The following is a 16,673-nucleotide window of genomic DNA, read 5'->3' on the forward strand; positions in this document are numbered from 1 at the left end:
AATCATACACCAGCCAAATTTAGGCAAGGAAATCCGATAATTCGGGCCGTTTATAGATTATTAAGGTTAACGGCGTACCCGCGGGCAAAGGTGGCAGTTGCGGAACGCTCAGGCGACCTTGTTGCGGCGACGCTGGACGGGGCGGCGGCCGATGCCATGCTGCAACAGCGCAATATTCTGGGAAGGCACCGGCGGCGAAAAAACATAGCCCTGCACGAGGTCCGTGCTGCGGTGTTTGTTGAGCAGCGCCAGCTGCTCTTCGGTTTCGACCCCCTCGATGACGATCTTGAGGCCGAGCTCGCGCGCAAGGTGGACGGTACCGCGCAACAGTTTGAGGCGACGGGTATCCTCGACGATATTGCGCACGAAGGAGCGGTCGATCTTGACGATATCGAGCGGCAGCGTGTCGAGGTAACTGAGACTGGAGAAGCCGGTGCCGAAATCGTCGATGGCGATGGTGATGCCGCGGGCTCTGAGCTCCGCCAGAATGGCGCGCACGGCCTGTGGCTCGTCGATCAGGCAGCTTTCGGTGACTTCGAGATGCAGCCGCGCCGCATCCAGCCCTGAATGGGCAAGCGCGTCGGCGACCACCGATAGGATGTCGGCATCGCGCAGATCCCGCGCCGAGAGATTGACCGAGACGGCGATGTGCTCGGGCCAGCTCACGCATTCGCTGCAGGCCTTGAACAGCACGAAACGGGTGATGTCGGAGATGATGCCCATATCCTCGGCAAGCCGGATAAAGACGTCGGGCGGGATCGCGCCTTTCGTCGGATGAACCCAGCGAGCCAGCGCCTCGGCGCATTCGATACGTGAGCCGTCGGACCGGAACATCGGCTGGAAGACGAGATGCAGCGCCTGCGCCGCGACCGCTTCACGCAGGTCGGCCTTCAGCTTCTGCTGTTCAATATAGCGCCCGTCCATCTCGCGCTCGAAGCCGGATATGCCGCCCTTGAAGCGGGACTTGCTCTCGAACAGCGCGAGATCGGCCTTGACGCTCCATTCGTCCATCGCGAAGGCGGAACTTTCGAGGATGGCGTAGCCGGCGCTGAGCGAAACAAGGAAGGTCAGTTCGTCGACCTCATAATGCCCCTGGATCGCGGCGTGCACACGACGGATCTCGAGGTCAAGTGAGCTCGGCTCCTTCGCATGCGGGAAGAACAGGATGAACTGGTCACCCATCAGCCGGCCGAGGATGGCGTTGCCGCAGGTCTGCTTGATGCGGGCGGCAATGGCGCAAAGCAGATGGTCGCCGGTGACGTGACCACGCATGTCGTTGACATGTTTGAACTCGTCGATGTCGAGGACCATGAAGCCGAGCGGTCCGGACTTCCGCGGGTGCCTGGCGAGATATTCCTGCACCAGCTGCCCGAAATATTCGCGGTTCGGCAGGCCGGTCAGCGCATCGAAGCGGACCATGTGCATGATCTTCTGCTCCGCCTTCACCCGGCTCGACACATCTTCGAAGATCAGCACCGCGCCGCCGTCGGCCCTTCGGCTGGCTGAGAATTCGAGCGACAGTCCCTCGGGAAAATGGATGAGTGTGCGCGACAGGTTCCCTTCGGCAACCTGTGTGAGCTGGCGCAGGATGAGCTCCGGCTGCGAGGCGTCCATGAAGCTGTAACGTGCGCCATAACGCAGCACGGCGCCGAGATCACGGTCCTTCAGTCGCTCCGGCGCACCGATCTTCAATAGTTCGCAGGCCTTGCGGTTGACGACCTGAATACGGTTTTCGGCGTCGACCATCACCAGGCCATGCGGCATATTGTTGAGCGCGGTATCGAAACGGTCGGCGATAATGGTGATTTCCCGGCGGGCGATGACATTCTCGTAAAGAAACTCGCGCACGCCGTTCGCCATGGCCCGTGTCGTCAGCCAGAAGGGAATGAGGAAGATCGACAGCAGGCCCCGATAGAAATCCAGCGCCAATAGGCTGCAGACGATCATCGGCAGGCAACAGGAGAATGTCTGAAGATCGACCGCCAGGCGCGAACCGTAATTGCGGCCGACGACGGAGACCATGGTCGCCATTGTGACGGCAATGCAGGCAAGCTCTGCAAAGGAATCGTGTACGACGAAGATCGCGTAGCCGCTGGCGATGCCAAGCAACGCCGTGGTGCAGGCCGCGCCGGCGACCAGAATCCGCTCCCAGCGCTCGATTCCGGCGTGCGACAGCGTCACCTTGTCGACGCGATCAAACTGCCTGAAGGTGGCCATGCGAACGACGAAAACCAGAAGGAATGCGGCAGCGAGGAGAATGTAGACGGAAGACTGCGTCTTGGCGGCGACGGCAAGGCACGTCGCTACATGCACGATCACGCCGGCAAGAAGTGTCATGCGGTTCCCGGACAGGGAGCTCACAAACGACAAATAGACATCAGTAGGGACCCTGTTCGGGTTATCTGGCTTCATCCACACTTTCCCTGTGCGCGGGAATTCTAAAGCCAACCCTTTAAAAATTGATTTCAATCAAATCAAACAATTGGGCAAATTTTCTAAAACCATTGGGCGAACGGCGCAGCCTTTGCTAGATAATGCATCCTAACGGCGAGATTAAGGGAATAATTTATCCACGCGATAGTTGTGGGAATCCAGGCGGATCATATCATCGGTCCATTGCACCTTAGACTATGCTCTAAAGCAAGGCATTTGTCCTTCCAATTTCAGAGGCCGTGGTCTACACCGATTCCAAAGAGGGAAAGCTGCCGAAAAACGGCAGGACAAGAATAAGGGAAACGAATGTCGACACTTCTGGCGGCAAGCCGGCTGATTGATTCGGTCAGTCGGATCATGGGCAAACTTTCCGAATATATGGTCCTGTTTTGCTGTCTGATCAGCGCCGGAAATGCCATCGTCCGCTATGCCTTCAACTACAGTTCGAACGGCTGGCTTGAGATCCAGTGGTATCTCTTCGCCTTCGTCGTCATGCTCGGCGCCTCGCATGCGTTGCGCAACAATGAACACGTTCGTGTCGACCTGATCTATGGCGCAGTGTCCGACAAGGCGAAGATCTGGATCGACATCGTCGGCCTGATCCTGTTCCTCATCCCCGTCTGCGTCTTCTTGACTTGGCTTTGCTGGCCTTTCTTCGCGCTTTCCTATCGGCAGGGGGAAATATCGGGCAATGCCGGCGGGCTGATCCGCTGGCCCGTCAAGCTGATCCTCGTCGCCGGCTTCGCACTGCTTTCCCTTCAGGGCGTTTCCGAGCTGATCAAGCGGATCGCCGCCCTCACCGGCCAAATCAGCATCGACACCAAATACGAAAAGCCGCTGCAGTAGCGCGCCCGGGAGAACTGATTTGTTTGATTTCGGCATCATTCCGCCGGCCATGTTCCTGGGCATGGTCATTTTCATGCTCTACGGCTTTCCGGTCGCTTTTTCGCTCGCCGCCGTCGGCATGTTCTTCGGCATCATTGGCATCATCACCGGTCATTTCAGCGAAGCCTTTCTGCAAGCGCTGCCGCTGCGCTTTTTCGGCATCGTCTCCAACGACCTCTTGCTCGCCATCCCCTTCTTCACCTTCATGGGGGCGGTGCTGGAGCGATGCGGGCTTGCCGAGGATCTGCTCGAAGGCACCGGCAAGCTCTTCGGCGGCATCCCCGGTGGCCTCGCCTACGCCGTCATCCTTGTCGGCGCAGTGCTCGGCGCCATCACCGGCACGGTGGCGGCCTCCGTCATCACCATGGGGGTGATCTCGCTGCCGATCATGCTGCGTTATGGCTACAGCCCGCGCCTTGCAACCGGCGTCATTGCCGCTTCCGGCACGATTACGCAGGTGATCCCACCCTCGCTCGTGCTCGTCGTTCTCGCCGATCAACTCGGCAGATCGGTCGGCGACATGTATCTCGGCGCCATCGGCCCCTCGATCCTGCAGGTGGCAATTTTCGTCCTCTTCATCTTGGTGATGTCAATCATCCGGCCGAAATCGATGCCGCCGCTGCCGAAAGAGGTACGCGGCGACTTCAACTGGGCGCTGCTCGTCAAGGTGCTGATGGGCATGGTGCCCTCGATCGTGCTGATCTTCCTCGTGCTAGGCACGATCTTCATGGGCCTTGCGACGCCGACAGAAGCTGGCGCCCTCGGCGTCGTCGGCGCCATGGCGCTGGCAGCCATGAACCGCCGTCTCACCTGGCCGCTGATCCGCGAAGCGATGACGTCGACAACCCATATCACGTCGATGGTGGTGATGATCCTGGTCGGCTCGACCTGTTTCAGCCTGGTGTTCCAGGGCATGGATGGTTCGCGCTGGATCGAGCACATGCTGTCGGGCATCCCCGGCGGCCCGGTCGGTTTTCTGATCTTCGTCAACATCTTCATCTTCGTCCTCGCCTTCTTTCTCGATTTCTTCGAGATCGCCTTCATCGTCATCCCGATGCTAGCCCCCGTCGCCTCCAGTCTCGGCATCGACCTGATCTGGTTCGGCGTGCTGATCTGCGTCAACATGCAGACGAGTTTCATGCATCCGCCCTTCGGCTTCGCGCTCTTCTATCTGCGCTCTATCGCCGGTAGGGAGGTCAAGACCTCGGATATCTACATGGGCGCCCTCCCCTGGGTTGGCATGCAGCTGATCCTTGTTGCGATCGTGATCTTCTGGCCGCAATCGGTCACCTACTGGCTGGACCGCGGCCCGAAAGTGGACCCGAACTCCATCAAGATCGAAGTGCCGGGCTTCGGCGGCCAACTCGGCCTGCCGCCGGTGGGCGGCGGCAATGGCTCGCCGCAGATGCCGGGCCTTAGCCTGCCGCCGCTGAACGGCCTGCCCGGAGCGCCGGCGCCCGGCAAATAACGCGAAAAAGAAAACCCCCGGACCGAAATCCGGGGGTTTTTTCATCAGCTGAGATCAGGCGTCGGCGGAAAACTAAAGCTTCCCGGCCCGCTGCTGGATCATCATGAACGTATCGAAGGTGTATTCCGAAAGCTGCATCCAGAGATAGGCATCCCGCTTAAAGGCGGTCTGGTCTTCGTAGATCTTCTTGAAATACTGGTTCGTGCCGGAGATTTCGCTGTAGATGCCGGTCGCGGCCTGGAAGCAGGCTTCCATGATCTCCTGGCTGAACGGACGTAGCGTCGCGCCTTCCGCAACCAGCTGCTTCAGCGCCGTCGGGTTCTTCATGTCGTATTTTGCCAGCATGTTGGTGTTGGCGAAGGCGCAGGCGTCGGTGAGCGCCGCCTGATAATGCTTCGGCAGGTTGCTCCACTTTTCAAGATTGAAGAACCCATGCACCGTCGGACCGCCTTCCCACCAGCCCGGGTAATAATAATATTTCGCCACCTTGTGGAACCCGAGCTTCAGGTCGTCATAGGGGCCGACGAATTCAGCCGCATCGATCGTGCCCTTTTCAAGCGCCGGATAGATGTCGCCGCCGGCGATCTGCTGCGGAATGACGCCGACCTTCTCCATGATGCGTCCGGCAAGGCCGGCGATACGCATTTTGACGCCCTTCAAATCGTCAAGCGTATTGATTTCCTTGCGGAACCAGCCGCCCATCTGCGCCCCGGTATTGCCGGCCGGCAGGGCATACATGCCCTGCGTGGCGTAGAATTCGTTCATCAGCTTGTTGCCGTTGCCCTCGTAGAACCAGGCATTGGTCAGGCGGCTGTTCAGGCCGAAGGGAATGGCCGTTCCGAACGCGTAGGCCGGGTCCTTGCCGACGAAATAATAGGAGGTGGTATGCGCTGCCTCGACCGTGCCGGCGGCCACCGCATCGACGGCCTGCAGGCCGGGCACGATTTCACCGGCCGCGAACGGCTGGATGGTGAAATTGCCGTCGGTGGCGGCGGCGACATGCTTGGAGATATCCTCGGCACCGCCATAGATCGTGTCCAGGCTCTTCGGAAACGACGACGTCATGCGCCACGCGATCTTCGGATTCTCCTGCGCGATCGCAGGCGCTGCCAATGCCGTTGCGGCAACCGCTCCGGCGCCGGCGGTCCCCGCCTTCTTGAAAAACGAACGACGATCCATCAAAAACCTCCCATATGGATTGCACTGCGCGGCGATCTTCACCCCTACCCGCAGCGAGGGCAGAGCTAAGCATGGCGAAGGCCGCGATTCAAGCTTTAGTCTATTAGCCTTTGGCATCAAGATAGCAATAAGCGGCGTTTCACCACCCATCAAAATCAGCAGCTTAGCGCCAGCCGCAGAGCCGTGGCGCCACTTACGCCGCAATTTGACCAGCCGACAATGCCAGGCGTTGACTTCTCGGTCGTTCTGGCGGCACAAACGACGAACGGAAGATTTTACCGGGGCAAACATGACGAAACCGATCGTTGCGATTCCTGCCGATATCCGCAGCTTCGACGGCGCGACCTGGCATGCCGTGCAGCATCAATATCTCAGTGCCGCATTGAATGCGGCCGGTGTCATGGGCTTCGTCATCCCCGCCTTCGAGGCAGGCTATGATCCCGACGCGATCCTCGACCGCGTCGATGGCCTGCTGGTATCAGGCTCGGCCAGCAATGTGCATCCCTCGCTTTACGGCGCCGAGGCGATGGACAGGGACGGCCCCTTCGACCCCGCCCGCGATGCCACCAGCCTGCCGCTCATCCGCCGCGCCATCAATCGCGCCATCCCGCTGCTCGCCATCTGCCGCGGCATTCAGGAACTGAACGTCGCTCTCGGCGGCTCGCTGGCAAGCGAGATCCATGAGCAGCCCGGCATTTGGGACCATCGCCGGCCGGAGGGCGTCGACCGTGACGGCATGTACGCCATCCGTCAGACCGTCCATATCAGAGAAGGTTCCTGCATCGCAGGTATTCTCGGCCCGGGCGATATCCGCGTGAATTCGCTGCATCGCCAGGCGATCGCCAGAACCGCGCCGCGCCTGCAGGTGGAAGCCACCGCCGAAGACGGCACGGTGGAGGCCGTTTCCGTTATCGATGCCGGGGCCTTCGCCATCGGCGTGCAATGGCACCCGGAATATTGGGCCGAAACCGACAAGGCGTCGAACAGGCTGTTTGCCGCCTTCGGCGACGCCGCCCGCAGCCACGCCGCCGGAAAACCGTCACTTATCACGGCGCAGGCGATCGCCCAGAGGTGAGCTAGGAGGCAGTTGAGCTCAGTCGCGCTGGATTTTTTGCGGCGTCTCCGGCACCGGCGTCAACGCCGCCCCCTTCTCGAACCAAGAAATCAGATTGTCGGCGACCAGATCAGCCATCGCTATGCGCGTAGGCACAGAGGCGGAGGCAACGTGCGGCAGCAGCACGGCATTGGCCGGCTCCAGCAGGCCGGATGGCACGCTCGGCTCTTCATAAAAGACGTCGAGGCCAGCCGCACCGAGCGCGCCTGATGCGAGGGCAGCGCTCAGCGCTTCTTCATCAACCGTCCAGCCGCGGCCGACATTGACGAGAACTCCGTTCGGCCCGAGAGCGGCCAGGACATTGGCATCGATCGTCTTGTGCGTTTGCGGCGTCTTCGGAACGATGGCGATCAGCGTGTCCACCGCCTCCGCCAATTCCTTCAACGTCGGGTAATAGTCGTAGGGGGCATCCGAGTGGCGCGAACGGGTGTGATAACTGATCTTCACCTTGAACGGCTCCAGCCGCTTGGCGATCTCAAGCCCGATACGGCCAAGGCCGTAAAGCCCGATATGACGGCCCTTGAGGGAGAAACGTGACAGCGGAAAAGCCGTGCCTGGCTTCCAGTTGCCCGCACGCAGCCAGGCCTCGGCCCGCGGCAAGTCGCGGATCGTGTTCAAGAGCAGGCCGATCGCCGTATCGGCAACCTCATCATTCAGAACATCCGGCGTATTGGTGACGACGATACCCTTTTCGGCTGCACGCTTCACATCCATGCCGTCATAACCGACGCCGAAACTGGCGATCACTTCGACGTCAGGCAATTGGTCCATCCAGGCGCCGGGAAAAGCGCCGGAGACGGCGACGCCGCGGATGCGGCCGGCGGTCCCGCCGTCGAGCGCCAGCTTTTGCTCGCGGGCGACAGCGATAATCTCAAATCGATCCTTCAACCTTTCAAGAACACGCTCGTGTATCTTCCCAGGAACGAGAATGGCGATGCGGGACATGGCTTTTCCTCTTGGACGGGGTCTGGTTCAGGCGCGTGGCCGATGAGGGCTGGTCGACTGACGGATGCGCATTTCCGGTTTGATGAGATGCATGCCGTCGGGTTCGTGGCTGCCGGCGAGACGATCGAGAAGCGCGCGCGCAGCCAGGCGACCGACTTCGGTCTGGCCGTTCCAGACGGTCGTCAGCGCCGGCGTGGCGATCGAGGCTTCCTCAAGATCGTCATAGCCCGTGACGGAAATGTCTCGGCCCGGCACCAGGCCGGCGCGGGCAATGCCGTTCATCAGGCCGATCGCGACGAGATCGTTCCAGCATACTGCCGCCGTCGGCTTCTGCGGCAGCGAGAGGAAGTGCACCGCGGCTTCGAAACCGCCCTGTTTCGAGCGCGGGCCGGGAATGCGCAGGTTCGGGTCGACTTCGATGCCCGCCTTGCGCAGCGCGTTGACATAACCCTGATAGCGGTCGCGGCCGGTGGACGTCTGGTCCGTGCCGCCGATCATGGCGATCGAGCGGTGACCGAGACCGATCAGGTGATTGGTGGCGAGCGAGATGCCGTAGCTGTCGTCACCGCGATAGGTCGGCAGCTCCAGACCGTCCATCGAGCGGGCGACGAGGATCGCCGGCATGCCGTTTTCTTCCGCCAGCTGCAGATCTTCCGGCGGCGTTCCGATCGCCGGCGACATGATGACGCCGTCGCCGCCGAGCTGCAGGAGCGTCTCGATGAAGGTGCGCTGCTTTTCCACATTGTCGTAATGATTGGACAAGATGAAGGTGTGGCGGCTGCGGTCGAGCTCGCTTTCGATCGCCTTCAGGATTTCGCCATAGAACGGGTTCATGATGTCGTGCACGACGACGCCGATGATACCGGAGCGCGAGGTGCGCAGGCTGGCGGCACGGCGATTGTAAATATAGCCGAGCGCGCGCGCCTGCTCCTTGATCTTCTCCCGCGTATTGCCGGCAACCAGCGGACTGTCGCGCAAGGCGAGCGACACGGTCGCCGTTGAGATGCCGAGCGTCTCGGCGATTGTCGAAAGCTTGATCTTCTGGACCACGTGTCCTCCTCCAGGCAGCACGCAAGACAGCAAGACCGCACCGGAAAACCGGCGCGGCCCTTAAAATGTTTAATTAAAAGATTTAAGCGGCGGAGGCAATTCGTCTTTTCAGGGAAATTTCAGTCCTCGTCCGGCTCTTCGATGGCAAGCGCCTCGGCCTGCAGATTGGAGTCGATCGCCTTCAGCAGCCGAACGAGATTGCGGATTTCCTTGTCTGAAAATTCCTGCGTCGCCAGTCTGTCGCAGGCCAAGGCCGCCATCTCGATCGCCTGCACGCTGTCGCGGCCGAGCTGAGTGAGATAGACCTTGGTGAGGCGCGCATCCTCGGCATCGGGTTTGCGCTCGAGAAAGCCCTGCGCCTCCATGCGGCCGATTGTCCGCGTCATGGTCGGCGCTTTCACTCCGAGCTTTTGAGCAAGACCGCCCGCCGTCATGCCGTCGCTCTCGGCGAGCGAGAGAATGACGCCGTCCTGGCCGGCATAGAGGCCGCTTTCGAAGAGGTTGCGCGAGAGCACCGTACGCATGGAACGAGCCGCCTGGGTAAGCGCCGGCGAGAGGTCGATAAGCGTATACTCCGTCTGGTCCTTCTTCTTGGACTTGCTCTTCTTGCCGTCCTTATGCTTCTTTCCCATAGCCATCCCTTTGATCTTTAAGCCCTGACGCCGCTGCGCTATGACATTGCCCAGGATCTCGTCATAAACAAGAGGCAACGACCGGATGATGACGCCTTCGCCCCGCTTCGACGATAGCGGCCCGGTCCGTGCCCCCGGCGGGCGCCACCCGATCGCCGTACTGCCGCTTGGCGCCCATGAGCAGCACGGCCCTCACTTGCCCTTCGAAACCGACACGCTGATTGCCGAAGGCATCGCCGGACGATTGAAGACGGCTCTGCCCGCCGGGCTGCCGGTCAACTTTCTGCCCGTCGAACCGGTCGGCTACTCCATAGAGCATATGGATGTTGAAGGAACGAAGACGCTCGGTTTCGACGAAGCGGTCAACCGCTGGCTCGGCATCGCCGAAGGGCTGGCGAAACGGGGCATCCGCAAGCTCGTCATACTGAATGCCCATGGCGGCAATTCACCGCTCATATCAGTCGTCGCGACCGAGGCGCGGGTTCGCTTTGCCATGCTGGCGGTGGCGACGAGCTGGACCCGCTTCGGCCTGCCGGATGGCGTGATTGCGCCGGAGGAAAAGGCGATCGGCATTCATGGCGGCGATATCGAGACGTCGGTCATGCTGGCGCTTCACCCCAACAGGGTAGACATGACAAAGGCAAGGAATTTTCCTTCGCGGCAGACGGAATTTGCCAACCGCTTCAAGCACCTGCGCGCCTACGGCCCGCATGCCTTCGGCTGGAAGATGTCGGATCTCAATGCGCAGGGCGTGGCAGGCAATGCCACGGCTGCGACGGCCGAAAAGGGCGAAGCACTGATTGCGCATGCGGTGAAGGGGCTGGTGGAACTTCTGGAGGATGTCGATGCATTCGACGCCAGCGAGCTCCGTTGAAGGGATCATCTGCATCGGGCGGCGACGTGATCTTATAACATATAAAATCCTTTGAACTGCCGTGCCCATACCATTATATGAGACCAACCGTTCAAGCAGCCGGTCCGAAGCCGCTCGGCCGCACGCCTAATCTAGAGGTTCTTATGACCGACGCGATCTCCACCCAGAAGCCCATTCCCGTTACCGTGCTCACCGGTTATCTCGGCGCCGGCAAGACGACCTTGCTCAACCGGATCCTGTCGGAAAATCACGGCAAGAAATATGCGGTCATCGTCAACGAATTCGGCGAAATCGGCATCGACAACGACCTCATCGTCGAGTCGGATGAAGAAATCTACGAGATGAACAATGGCTGCGTCTGTTGCACGGTGCGCGGCGACCTGATCCGGGTCGTCGAAGGCCTGATGCGCCGCCCCGGCCGTTTCGACGGCATCATTGTCGAGACGACGGGCCTCGCCGATCCGGTCCCGGTCGCCCAGACCTTCTTCATGGACGATGACGTGCGCGCCAAGACCGAGCTCGACGCCGTCATCGCCCTCGTCGATGCCAAGCACCTGCCGCTGCGTCTCAAGGACAGCCGCGAGGCCGAAGACCAGATCGCCTTCGCCGACGTCGTCGTCATCAACAAGAGCGACCTCGTTACCCCGGACGAACTTGACGTGATCGAAGACATCGTCCGCGCCATCAACCCGGCCGCCCGCGTCTACAAGACCAGCCGCTCCGGCGTCGACCTTGCCCGCGTGCTCGATCAGGGCGCCTTCAACCTGGAGCGCGCGCTCGAAAACGATCCGCATTTCCTGGAACACGGCCACGACGACCATGTCTGTGGCCCCGATTGCGATCATCATCACCACGATCATGATCACGACCACCACCATCATGGCCATGATCACGATCATCATGGGCACGACCATCATCATGGCGCGATGTCGCCGATCCACGATGTGACGGTGCAGTCGGTGTCGCTGCGGGGCGGCGAGATGAACCCGGAGCGCTTCTTCCCGTGGATTCAAAAAGTCACCCAGGTGCAGGGCCCGAACATTCTCCGTCTCAAGGGCATCATCGCCTTCAAAGACGACCCCCAGCGTTACGTCGTCCAAGGCGTGCACATGATCATCGAAGGTGATCACCAGCGGCCGTGGAAGGAAGGCGAGAAGCATGAAAGCCGCCTCGTCTTCATCGGCCGCGATCTCGACCGCGAAAAGCTGGAAGCCTCCTTCAAGGCCTGCGAGGCAGCCGCCTGATGCCGACAGTTGCACCGCTTGATCTCGACGGCCACGTTCTGGCCGTCGAATTTTTAGGTGATGTTCCCTTCTTCGCGAGCGCAAACGGCACGTTTCACCGGCTGGACGGCGGCGAGAAGGTTTCAGAAGCCCATCAGGGCATGCTCACCGTGACCCGCGATCCCTACAGCGAAAGCCTTATTTCGGGCGGCGAGGACGGCAAGGTTCTCCGCATGGCCGCCGACGGCAGCGTCAGCGAACTGGCGGCCGCGCCGCGCAAATGGATCTCGCAGGTCGCGGCCGGGCCGCAAGGTGCCATCGCCTATTCTTACGGCAAGAGTTCGCTCGTGCGTCTTGTCGACGGCACCACCAAAGAATTCCCGGAGGAGCGCACGGTCGAGGGCCTCGCCTTCGCGCCGAAGGGTCTGCGCATAGCCGCCGCCCGCTATAACGGGGTGTCGCTGCACTGGGTCGGCATGAGCGCCAAACCGGTCGATCTCGAATGGAAGGGCGCGCATACCGGCGTCACCTTCTCGCCCGATGGTAATTTCCTCGTGACCTCGATGCAGGAAAACGCCCTGCACGGCTGGAAGCTCGACAGCAAGCCCGGCGCGGAAGCCCGCCACATGCGCATGACCGGCTATCCCGCCAAGGTGAAATCGCTCTCCTGGTCGGTCAAAGGCAAATGGCTAGCCTCCTCGGGCGCGCCGGCGGCAATCGTCTGGCCTTTCCAGGGCAAGGACGGCCCGATGGGCAAGGCGCCGCTCGAACTCGGCACCCGCGCCAACATCATGGCGACCTCGGTGAAGTTCCATCCGCTGGAGGATATCCTCGCGATCGGCTTCATCGACGGCATGATCCTCGCCGTGCGCGTTGCTGACAACAAGGAAGCGCTGCTGCGCCGCCCCGGCAAGGGCGCGATCACGGCAATGAGTTGGAGCGCAAACGGCAAGCTGCTTGCCTTCGCTTCCGAAGCCGGCGATTGCGGCGTCGTCGATATTTCTGCTTGAGGCGGCGGTGCCGGCAATGGAGGCGCCTTGACGGAACCCGAACTCGTGACGCTCAGCGCCGACCAAATGCAGGCGGCGGCAGGCATCAGACGCGCGGCGCTCTGGCAACGCCTGCCCTGGCTGCCCGTTCTGCACACGCCTGAGGAAGAAGAGCAGTATTGGCGCATGCACCTCCTGCCGAACTGCACCATCCTCGGCGCTGCCATGCGAAACAAGCTCGTCGGCGTCATCGCCTACGGCGATAACTGGATAGAGCAGCTTTACGTTCTTCCGGATTTCCAGGGCATCGGCATCGGCTCCCTGCTGCTCGCCGGCGCTAAAGAGGAGATGGATGAAATCAGGCTCTGGACGTTCCAGCGCAATATCGGGGCCCGCGCTTTCTACGAGCGGCACGGGTTTTCCGCCGACAACGAGACCGACGGGGCTAACAACGAGGAAAGAGAGCCCGACGTGCTCTATCATTGGCGCCGCCCGTCCGGAACTGACGTCTGACCTGCAGCCGTCCGCTGGCTGAAACAACCAGCCAGGCTACGGAATATCGCTTGCCAAATGCCTTATCGCGGCGAAACATGAGCGGCACGCGGGCAGCGCCTTGCTCCGCTTGGCCACAGAGGAAACGGGAATGCCGAAATCGACCGGCCTCAGTTTGGCCGAGCAACAGCCGCCGCCCTTGAGCGATACTTCCATCTGGGCAGCGATCCGCACCGAGGCCGCCGAGCTCGCTATGCGGGAGCCGATATTGCGCCGGTTACTCGCGACAGAGGTGACGGACGCGAGCGGCGATAATGAGATCATCGCCCGTGTTCTGGCCGCACGGCTTTCTGTGACGCAGGTGGAAACGGGCAATCTGTTCGATCTTATCCTCTCCACCTTGAACGACGATATCATGCGAAAGGTCGAGGCCGATCTCGCAGCCGTGCGTGAGCGCGACCCGGCCTGCACGACATTTCTGCACGCGCTTCTGAACCTCAAGGGCTTTCATGCGCTGCAAACGCACCGCATCGCCCATGCGCTCTGGAATGCCGGCCGCCCGGAGATCGCGACCTGGCTCGCCAATCTCGCCTCGCTGGTCTTCGGCCCGGATATTCATCCGGCCGCACGGATCGGCGCATCCATCATGCTCGACCATGGCTCGGGCATCGTCATCGGCGAAACGGCGGTGATCGAAGACGAAGTATCGATCCTGCAGAATGTCACGCTCGGCGGCACCGGCAAGGAGACGGGCGACCGCCATCCGAAGATCCGCCACGGCGTGATGATCGGCGCAGGCGCCAAGATCCTCGGTAATATCGAAATCGGCGCCTTCAGCAAAATCGCTGCCGGCAGCGTCGTGCTGAAGCCGGTCCCCGAACATTGCACGGTAGCCGGCGTGCCGGCTACCGTCGTGCGCATCCACAACGCCGATGAAATTCCCGCCGAGACCATGGACCAGAATATTTAGATCGGTATCCCGAGCGCTATGCGGCCTGCTGGTTTTCCCAGAAGGCTTCGACGCGATTTCGGCCTTCGCGTTTCGACCGATAGAGCGCCTCGTCGGCTTGATGCACGAGCCGTTCGAAATCTGCGTCGCTTTCGCGCGTCGCGACTCCGATGCTTAGCGTCGGAAACACGGCGAGATCCGGCCGCTGCGCGACGGCGGCCGCGAAGTCGAGGCGGATGCGCTCAGCAATCGCCACCGCATCTGTCTGGGAGATGTTTTTCAGCACCGCCAGGAATTCGTCTCCGCCTTGCCGGGCGAGCAGATCGCCAGAGCGCAGAATGCCTCTCGCAACGCTGGCGAAAAGCCGCAGGATCTCGTCGCCTGTGGCGTGGCCGTGCCGGTCGTTCAACTGCTTGAAATGGTCGATGTCGATGATCAGCAGCGATATCGGCTGGGAAGCGAGAGCGGGTACGTGCTGGGCAAGGCCGCCGCGATTGAGCGCGCCGGTCAGCGGATCGTGGTGGGCGAGTTCCGTCAGCTGATTGCGGCTGCGCTCGGCCGCCATCAGCACCATGGCCATGCTGCGCAGCATGATGAAAGCGACCGCCGATACCGCCATCCAGCTATGCGCTACGCTGCCGCCGAAAGGATCCGGCCCGCCGATCTCGCCGGTCGCCGCAAGGATGCTGCGCAGCGCAAAGATCATGGCGGTGCAGACGTAGAGGCCGACGAGCAAAGCGGCCGAATAAAGCTTCTCGCGGCGAACAATGCTGACCGCCTCCCTGGCGACGGCAAGATCGCAAAGGCAGCAGACGACGGAGACGTAGAGGAGCCTTGCCGAGACCGCCGAGGGATCGCTGACGATAGGCACCACGGGAATACTGCCGAGAAAGATGGCAAGCCAGAAATAGCGCTGGTCGAGAATCCGACCTGAAAAGATGCGGACGGCAAAAAACATCAGCATATAGCCGGCGATGGTGACGACGTTGCCGCCATCGACCGAGACGACGTAGGGGACAAGATTTCGCAGCGCGACAAGGAAGGAACCGACGCCGACGAAAAGGTTGCTCAAGCCCCACCAGAGCGGCCACCTCTCGAAGCGGCCGGTCGCATAGGCCGCAAGCTGGAGAATGCCCAGCACGACGCAGCTCACGGCAACAATGAAATAGATCGTCCTGAGATCCAGTAGCATGGCGCTTTTCCAAGGTTCTGGCCGAAGAACCTACAGCAAGCACTTTGCGGTTTGATTGGAGCCTTCGTTAAAAATCGAACGACCGGTGGTTTTCCCCAAGCGGCGCAGTCAAGCCGCCCGGACCGTGCCGATGATATCGGCCAGCAGACCGTGCAGCAAATCCCGGTAGCCGCTTCTAGCCGAAGGACCGTTCTCTTCCGAGGTCATGACGACGGTCAGATCGAGCGACGGCACGATGTAGAGCATCTGGCCGCCATAACCCCAGGCGAAATGCACCTGCTCGCCGCCGATTACACGCGTGAACCAGCCATAGCCGTATTCGTCGCCGGAGAAACGCGAATTGGTACGGTGCTGCCAGGATTGCGCGATCCAGTCGGCAGGCACCACCTGCTCTCCCTTGGCCGTGCGCCCGCCATTGCGATAAAGCTCGCCGAAGGCAAGCAGGGACCGGGCGCTCATCGCCATCTGGTTGCCGCCGAGGTAGATGCCCTGCGGGTCGCGCTCCCATGCGCCAATGCGGAAACCCTCGACAGGGCCGAGCCATTCGCGGGCAAGCACCAGGGTCGAGCGGCCACTGACCTTGGTCAGAATGGCCGAAAGCAGATGCGTCGATGCGGTGGAATAGAGCATCTCGCCGCCGGGCTGATCGGCGAACGGCTGCGAGAGCGCAAAGCGCACCCAGTTGCGCGAGGAGACCCAGCGGCCGTAGTTCGGCCCCGACATGCGGCCGAGCCCCGCCTGCATCGAGAGAAGATTGCCGATGGTGATGTCGTTGAGGCGCGGGTCGGGCGATGCGGGAAGGTCGGTCTTCAGGATCGGCGCGATCTTCTGATCCGGCCCGTCCAGCAGTCCCTTGCCGATTGCGATACCGACGAGCGCCGACATGATCGATTTCGAAGCGGATTTGATATTGGTCGATTCCGCCGGCGAATGACCCCGAAAACCGCGTTCGCTGAGCACGCGCCCGTCGCGAGCGACGATCACCGTTTTCAGCGGCCGCAGCGCCGGATCGCTCGCCGCACGGTCGAGGCGCGGGCCAAGCCCGGCGGCGGAAGCCGTGCTCTGGGGGGACGCCGGACCTGTTGCGACGAGCGACAGGCAGAAGAAAAGGAGAAGGAGAAAAATACGGATCATGCGGCGCAAGATAGGATATCGGCGCATCATGTTCGCGTGCCGACCGCACATTTCACGCGATTGTGTCCGCTGGCGAGCGGTTGTTCGCACCCCTCACCCGCCCCGTCACTGAAA

Annotated in this window: 14 protein-coding genes and 1 pseudogene; 8 read left to right on the forward strand and 7 right to left on the reverse strand. The window is 61.4% G+C overall.

The genetic code is table 11. The features are described 5' to 3' along the window. Nucleotides 1-108: 108 nt before the first annotated feature. Complete coding sequence (locus GA0061105_RS17220; RefSeq protein WP_092751720.1) at nt 109-2,412, reverse strand: putative bifunctional diguanylate cyclase/phosphodiesterase; 2,304 nt, start codon at nt 2,410-2,412, stop codon at nt 109-111. Nucleotides 2,413-2,739: 327 nt separating this feature from the next. Here GA0061105_RS17220 and GA0061105_RS17225 point away from each other — a divergent pair, with 327 nt between their 5' ends. Both GA0061105_RS17225 and GA0061105_RS17230 read left to right on the forward strand, forming a co-directional pair. Beyond that, the gene (locus tag GA0061105_RS17225) at nt 2,740-3,279 is read left to right on the forward strand and encodes a TRAP transporter small permease subunit (protein WP_064694288.1); all 540 of its coding nucleotides are present in this window, start codon (nt 2,740-2,742) and stop codon (nt 3,277-3,279) included. 19 nt (nt 3,280-3,298) lie between these two features. Then, on the forward strand, nt 3,299-4,786 hold the full coding sequence (locus GA0061105_RS17230) for a TRAP transporter large permease (protein ID WP_092751722.1): 1,488 nt from the start codon (nt 3,299-3,301) through the stop codon (nt 4,784-4,786). A 72-nt stretch (nt 4,787-4,858) separates the two neighbouring features. Here the strand turns inward: GA0061105_RS17230 and GA0061105_RS17235 are convergent, their stop codons facing one another. Then, nucleotides 4,859-5,965 (reverse strand): TRAP transporter substrate-binding protein, encoded by a 1,107-nt coding sequence (locus GA0061105_RS17235; RefSeq protein WP_064694286.1) that lies wholly within the window; start codon nt 5,963-5,965, stop codon nt 4,859-4,861. Nucleotides 5,966-6,254: 289 nt separating this feature from the next. Here GA0061105_RS17235 and GA0061105_RS17240 point away from each other — a divergent pair, with 289 nt between their 5' ends. Then, on the forward strand, nt 6,255-7,040 hold the full coding sequence (locus GA0061105_RS17240) for a gamma-glutamyl-gamma-aminobutyrate hydrolase family protein (protein WP_092751724.1): 786 nt from the start codon (nt 6,255-6,257) through the stop codon (nt 7,038-7,040). An 18-nt stretch (nt 7,041-7,058) separates the two neighbouring features. On the opposite strand, the gene GA0061105_RS17245 is transcribed toward GA0061105_RS17240, so the two are convergent. From GA0061105_RS17245 to GA0061105_RS17255, 3 genes are all read right to left on the reverse strand, one after another. Then, the gene (locus GA0061105_RS17245) at nt 7,059-8,024 is read right to left on the reverse strand and encodes a 2-hydroxyacid dehydrogenase (RefSeq protein ID WP_092751726.1); all 966 of its coding nucleotides are present in this window, start codon (nt 8,022-8,024) and stop codon (nt 7,059-7,061) included. A 27-nt stretch (nt 8,025-8,051) separates the two neighbouring features. Further along, nucleotides 8,052-9,074, reverse strand: coding sequence for a LacI family DNA-binding transcriptional regulator (locus GA0061105_RS17250; RefSeq protein WP_020922290.1), 1,023 nt, complete (start codon nt 9,072-9,074; stop codon nt 8,052-8,054). A gap of 119 nt (nt 9,075-9,193) precedes the next feature. Continuing rightward, nucleotides 9,194-9,706 (reverse strand): MarR family winged helix-turn-helix transcriptional regulator, encoded by a 513-nt coding sequence (locus GA0061105_RS17255; protein WP_064694283.1) that lies wholly within the window; start codon nt 9,704-9,706, stop codon nt 9,194-9,196. An 85-nt stretch (nt 9,707-9,791) separates the two neighbouring features. On the opposite strand from GA0061105_RS17255, the gene GA0061105_RS17260 reads away from it, so the two are divergent. The 5 genes and pseudogenes from GA0061105_RS17260 (at nt 9,792) to cysE (ending at nt 14,254) form a co-directional block, all read left to right on the forward strand. Then, nucleotides 9,792-10,580: a creatininase family protein gene (locus tag GA0061105_RS17260; protein ID WP_092751728.1), complete on the forward strand. Its 789-nt coding sequence runs from the start codon at nt 9,792-9,794 to the stop codon at nt 10,578-10,580. Nucleotides 10,581-10,723: 143 nt separating this feature from the next. Next, nucleotides 10,724-11,824 carry a CobW family GTP-binding protein gene (locus GA0061105_RS17265; protein ID WP_064694281.1) on the forward strand — a complete coding sequence of 367 codons (1,101 nt, stop codon included), beginning with the start codon at nt 10,724-10,726 and terminating at the stop codon, nt 11,822-11,824. After that, entirely contained in the window at nt 11,824-12,813 is a 990-nt protein-coding gene (locus GA0061105_RS17270; RefSeq protein ID WP_092751730.1) for a WD40 repeat domain-containing protein, read from the forward strand. The genes GA0061105_RS17265 and GA0061105_RS17270 overlap by 1 nt, the downstream gene beginning before the upstream one ends. Nucleotides 12,814-12,879: 66 nt before the next feature. After that, nucleotides 12,880-13,327: pseudogene (locus tag GA0061105_RS17275) on the forward strand (GNAT family N-acetyltransferase). Nucleotides 13,328-13,435: 108 nt separating this feature from the next. Then, the gene (gene cysE / locus GA0061105_RS17280) at nt 13,436-14,254 is read left to right on the forward strand and encodes a serine O-acetyltransferase (protein WP_092751732.1); all 819 of its coding nucleotides are present in this window, start codon (nt 13,436-13,438) and stop codon (nt 14,252-14,254) included. Between the two features lie 16 nt (nt 14,255-14,270). Here the strand turns inward: cysE and GA0061105_RS17285 are convergent, their stop codons facing one another. Beyond that, nucleotides 14,271-15,425 carry a GGDEF domain-containing protein gene (locus tag GA0061105_RS17285; RefSeq protein WP_092751734.1) on the reverse strand — a complete coding sequence of 385 codons (1,155 nt, stop codon included), beginning with the start codon at nt 15,423-15,425 and terminating at the stop codon, nt 14,271-14,273. A 108-nt stretch (nt 15,426-15,533) separates the two neighbouring features. Further along, a complete protein-coding gene (locus GA0061105_RS17290; protein WP_092751851.1) occupies nt 15,534-16,559 on the reverse strand; it encodes a serine hydrolase domain-containing protein in 1,026 nt (341 codons plus the stop codon). Nucleotides 16,560-16,673: the final 114 nt, after the last annotated feature.

It is taken from the genome of Rhizobium aethiopicum (genome assembly GCF_900094625.1).
Taxonomy (GTDB): Bacteria; Pseudomonadota; Alphaproteobacteria; order Rhizobiales; family Rhizobiaceae; genus Rhizobium; species Rhizobium aethiopicum.

What these genes read in the sequence shown, in the direction of transcription:
- GA0061105_RS17220 (WP_092751720.1), bottom strand. Translation starts at nt 2,412, where the DNA reads ATGAAGCCAGATAACCCGAACAGGGTCCCTACTGATGTCTATTTGTCG.
- GA0061105_RS17255 (WP_064694283.1), bottom strand. Translation starts at nt 9,706, where the DNA reads ATGGGAAAGAAGCATAAGGACGGCAAGAAGAGCAAGTCCAAGAAGAAG.
- GA0061105_RS17285 (WP_092751734.1), bottom strand. Translation starts at nt 15,425, where the DNA reads ATGCTACTGGATCTCAGGACGATCTATTTCATTGTTGCCGTGAGCTGC.
- GA0061105_RS17225 (WP_064694288.1), top strand. Translation starts at nt 2,740, where the DNA reads ATGTCGACACTTCTGGCGGCAAGCCGGCTGATTGATTCGGTCAGTCGG.
- GA0061105_RS17290 (WP_092751851.1), bottom strand. Translation starts at nt 16,559, where the DNA reads ATGATCCGTATTTTTCTCCTTCTCCTTTTCTTCTGCCTGTCGCTCGTC.
- GA0061105_RS17260 (WP_092751728.1), top strand. Translation starts at nt 9,792, where the DNA reads ATGATGACGCCTTCGCCCCGCTTCGACGATAGCGGCCCGGTCCGTGCC.
- GA0061105_RS17235 (WP_064694286.1), bottom strand. Translation starts at nt 5,965, where the DNA reads ATGGATCGTCGTTCGTTTTTCAAGAAGGCGGGGACCGCCGGCGCCGGA.
- GA0061105_RS17240 (WP_092751724.1), top strand. Translation starts at nt 6,255, where the DNA reads ATGACGAAACCGATCGTTGCGATTCCTGCCGATATCCGCAGCTTCGAC.
- cysE (WP_092751732.1), top strand. Translation starts at nt 13,436, where the DNA reads ATGCCGAAATCGACCGGCCTCAGTTTGGCCGAGCAACAGCCGCCGCCC.
- GA0061105_RS17245 (WP_092751726.1), bottom strand. Translation starts at nt 8,024, where the DNA reads ATGTCCCGCATCGCCATTCTCGTTCCTGGGAAGATACACGAGCGTGTT.
- GA0061105_RS17265 (WP_064694281.1), top strand. Translation starts at nt 10,724, where the DNA reads ATGACCGACGCGATCTCCACCCAGAAGCCCATTCCCGTTACCGTGCTC.
- GA0061105_RS17270 (WP_092751730.1), top strand. Translation starts at nt 11,824, where the DNA reads ATGCCGACAGTTGCACCGCTTGATCTCGACGGCCACGTTCTGGCCGTC.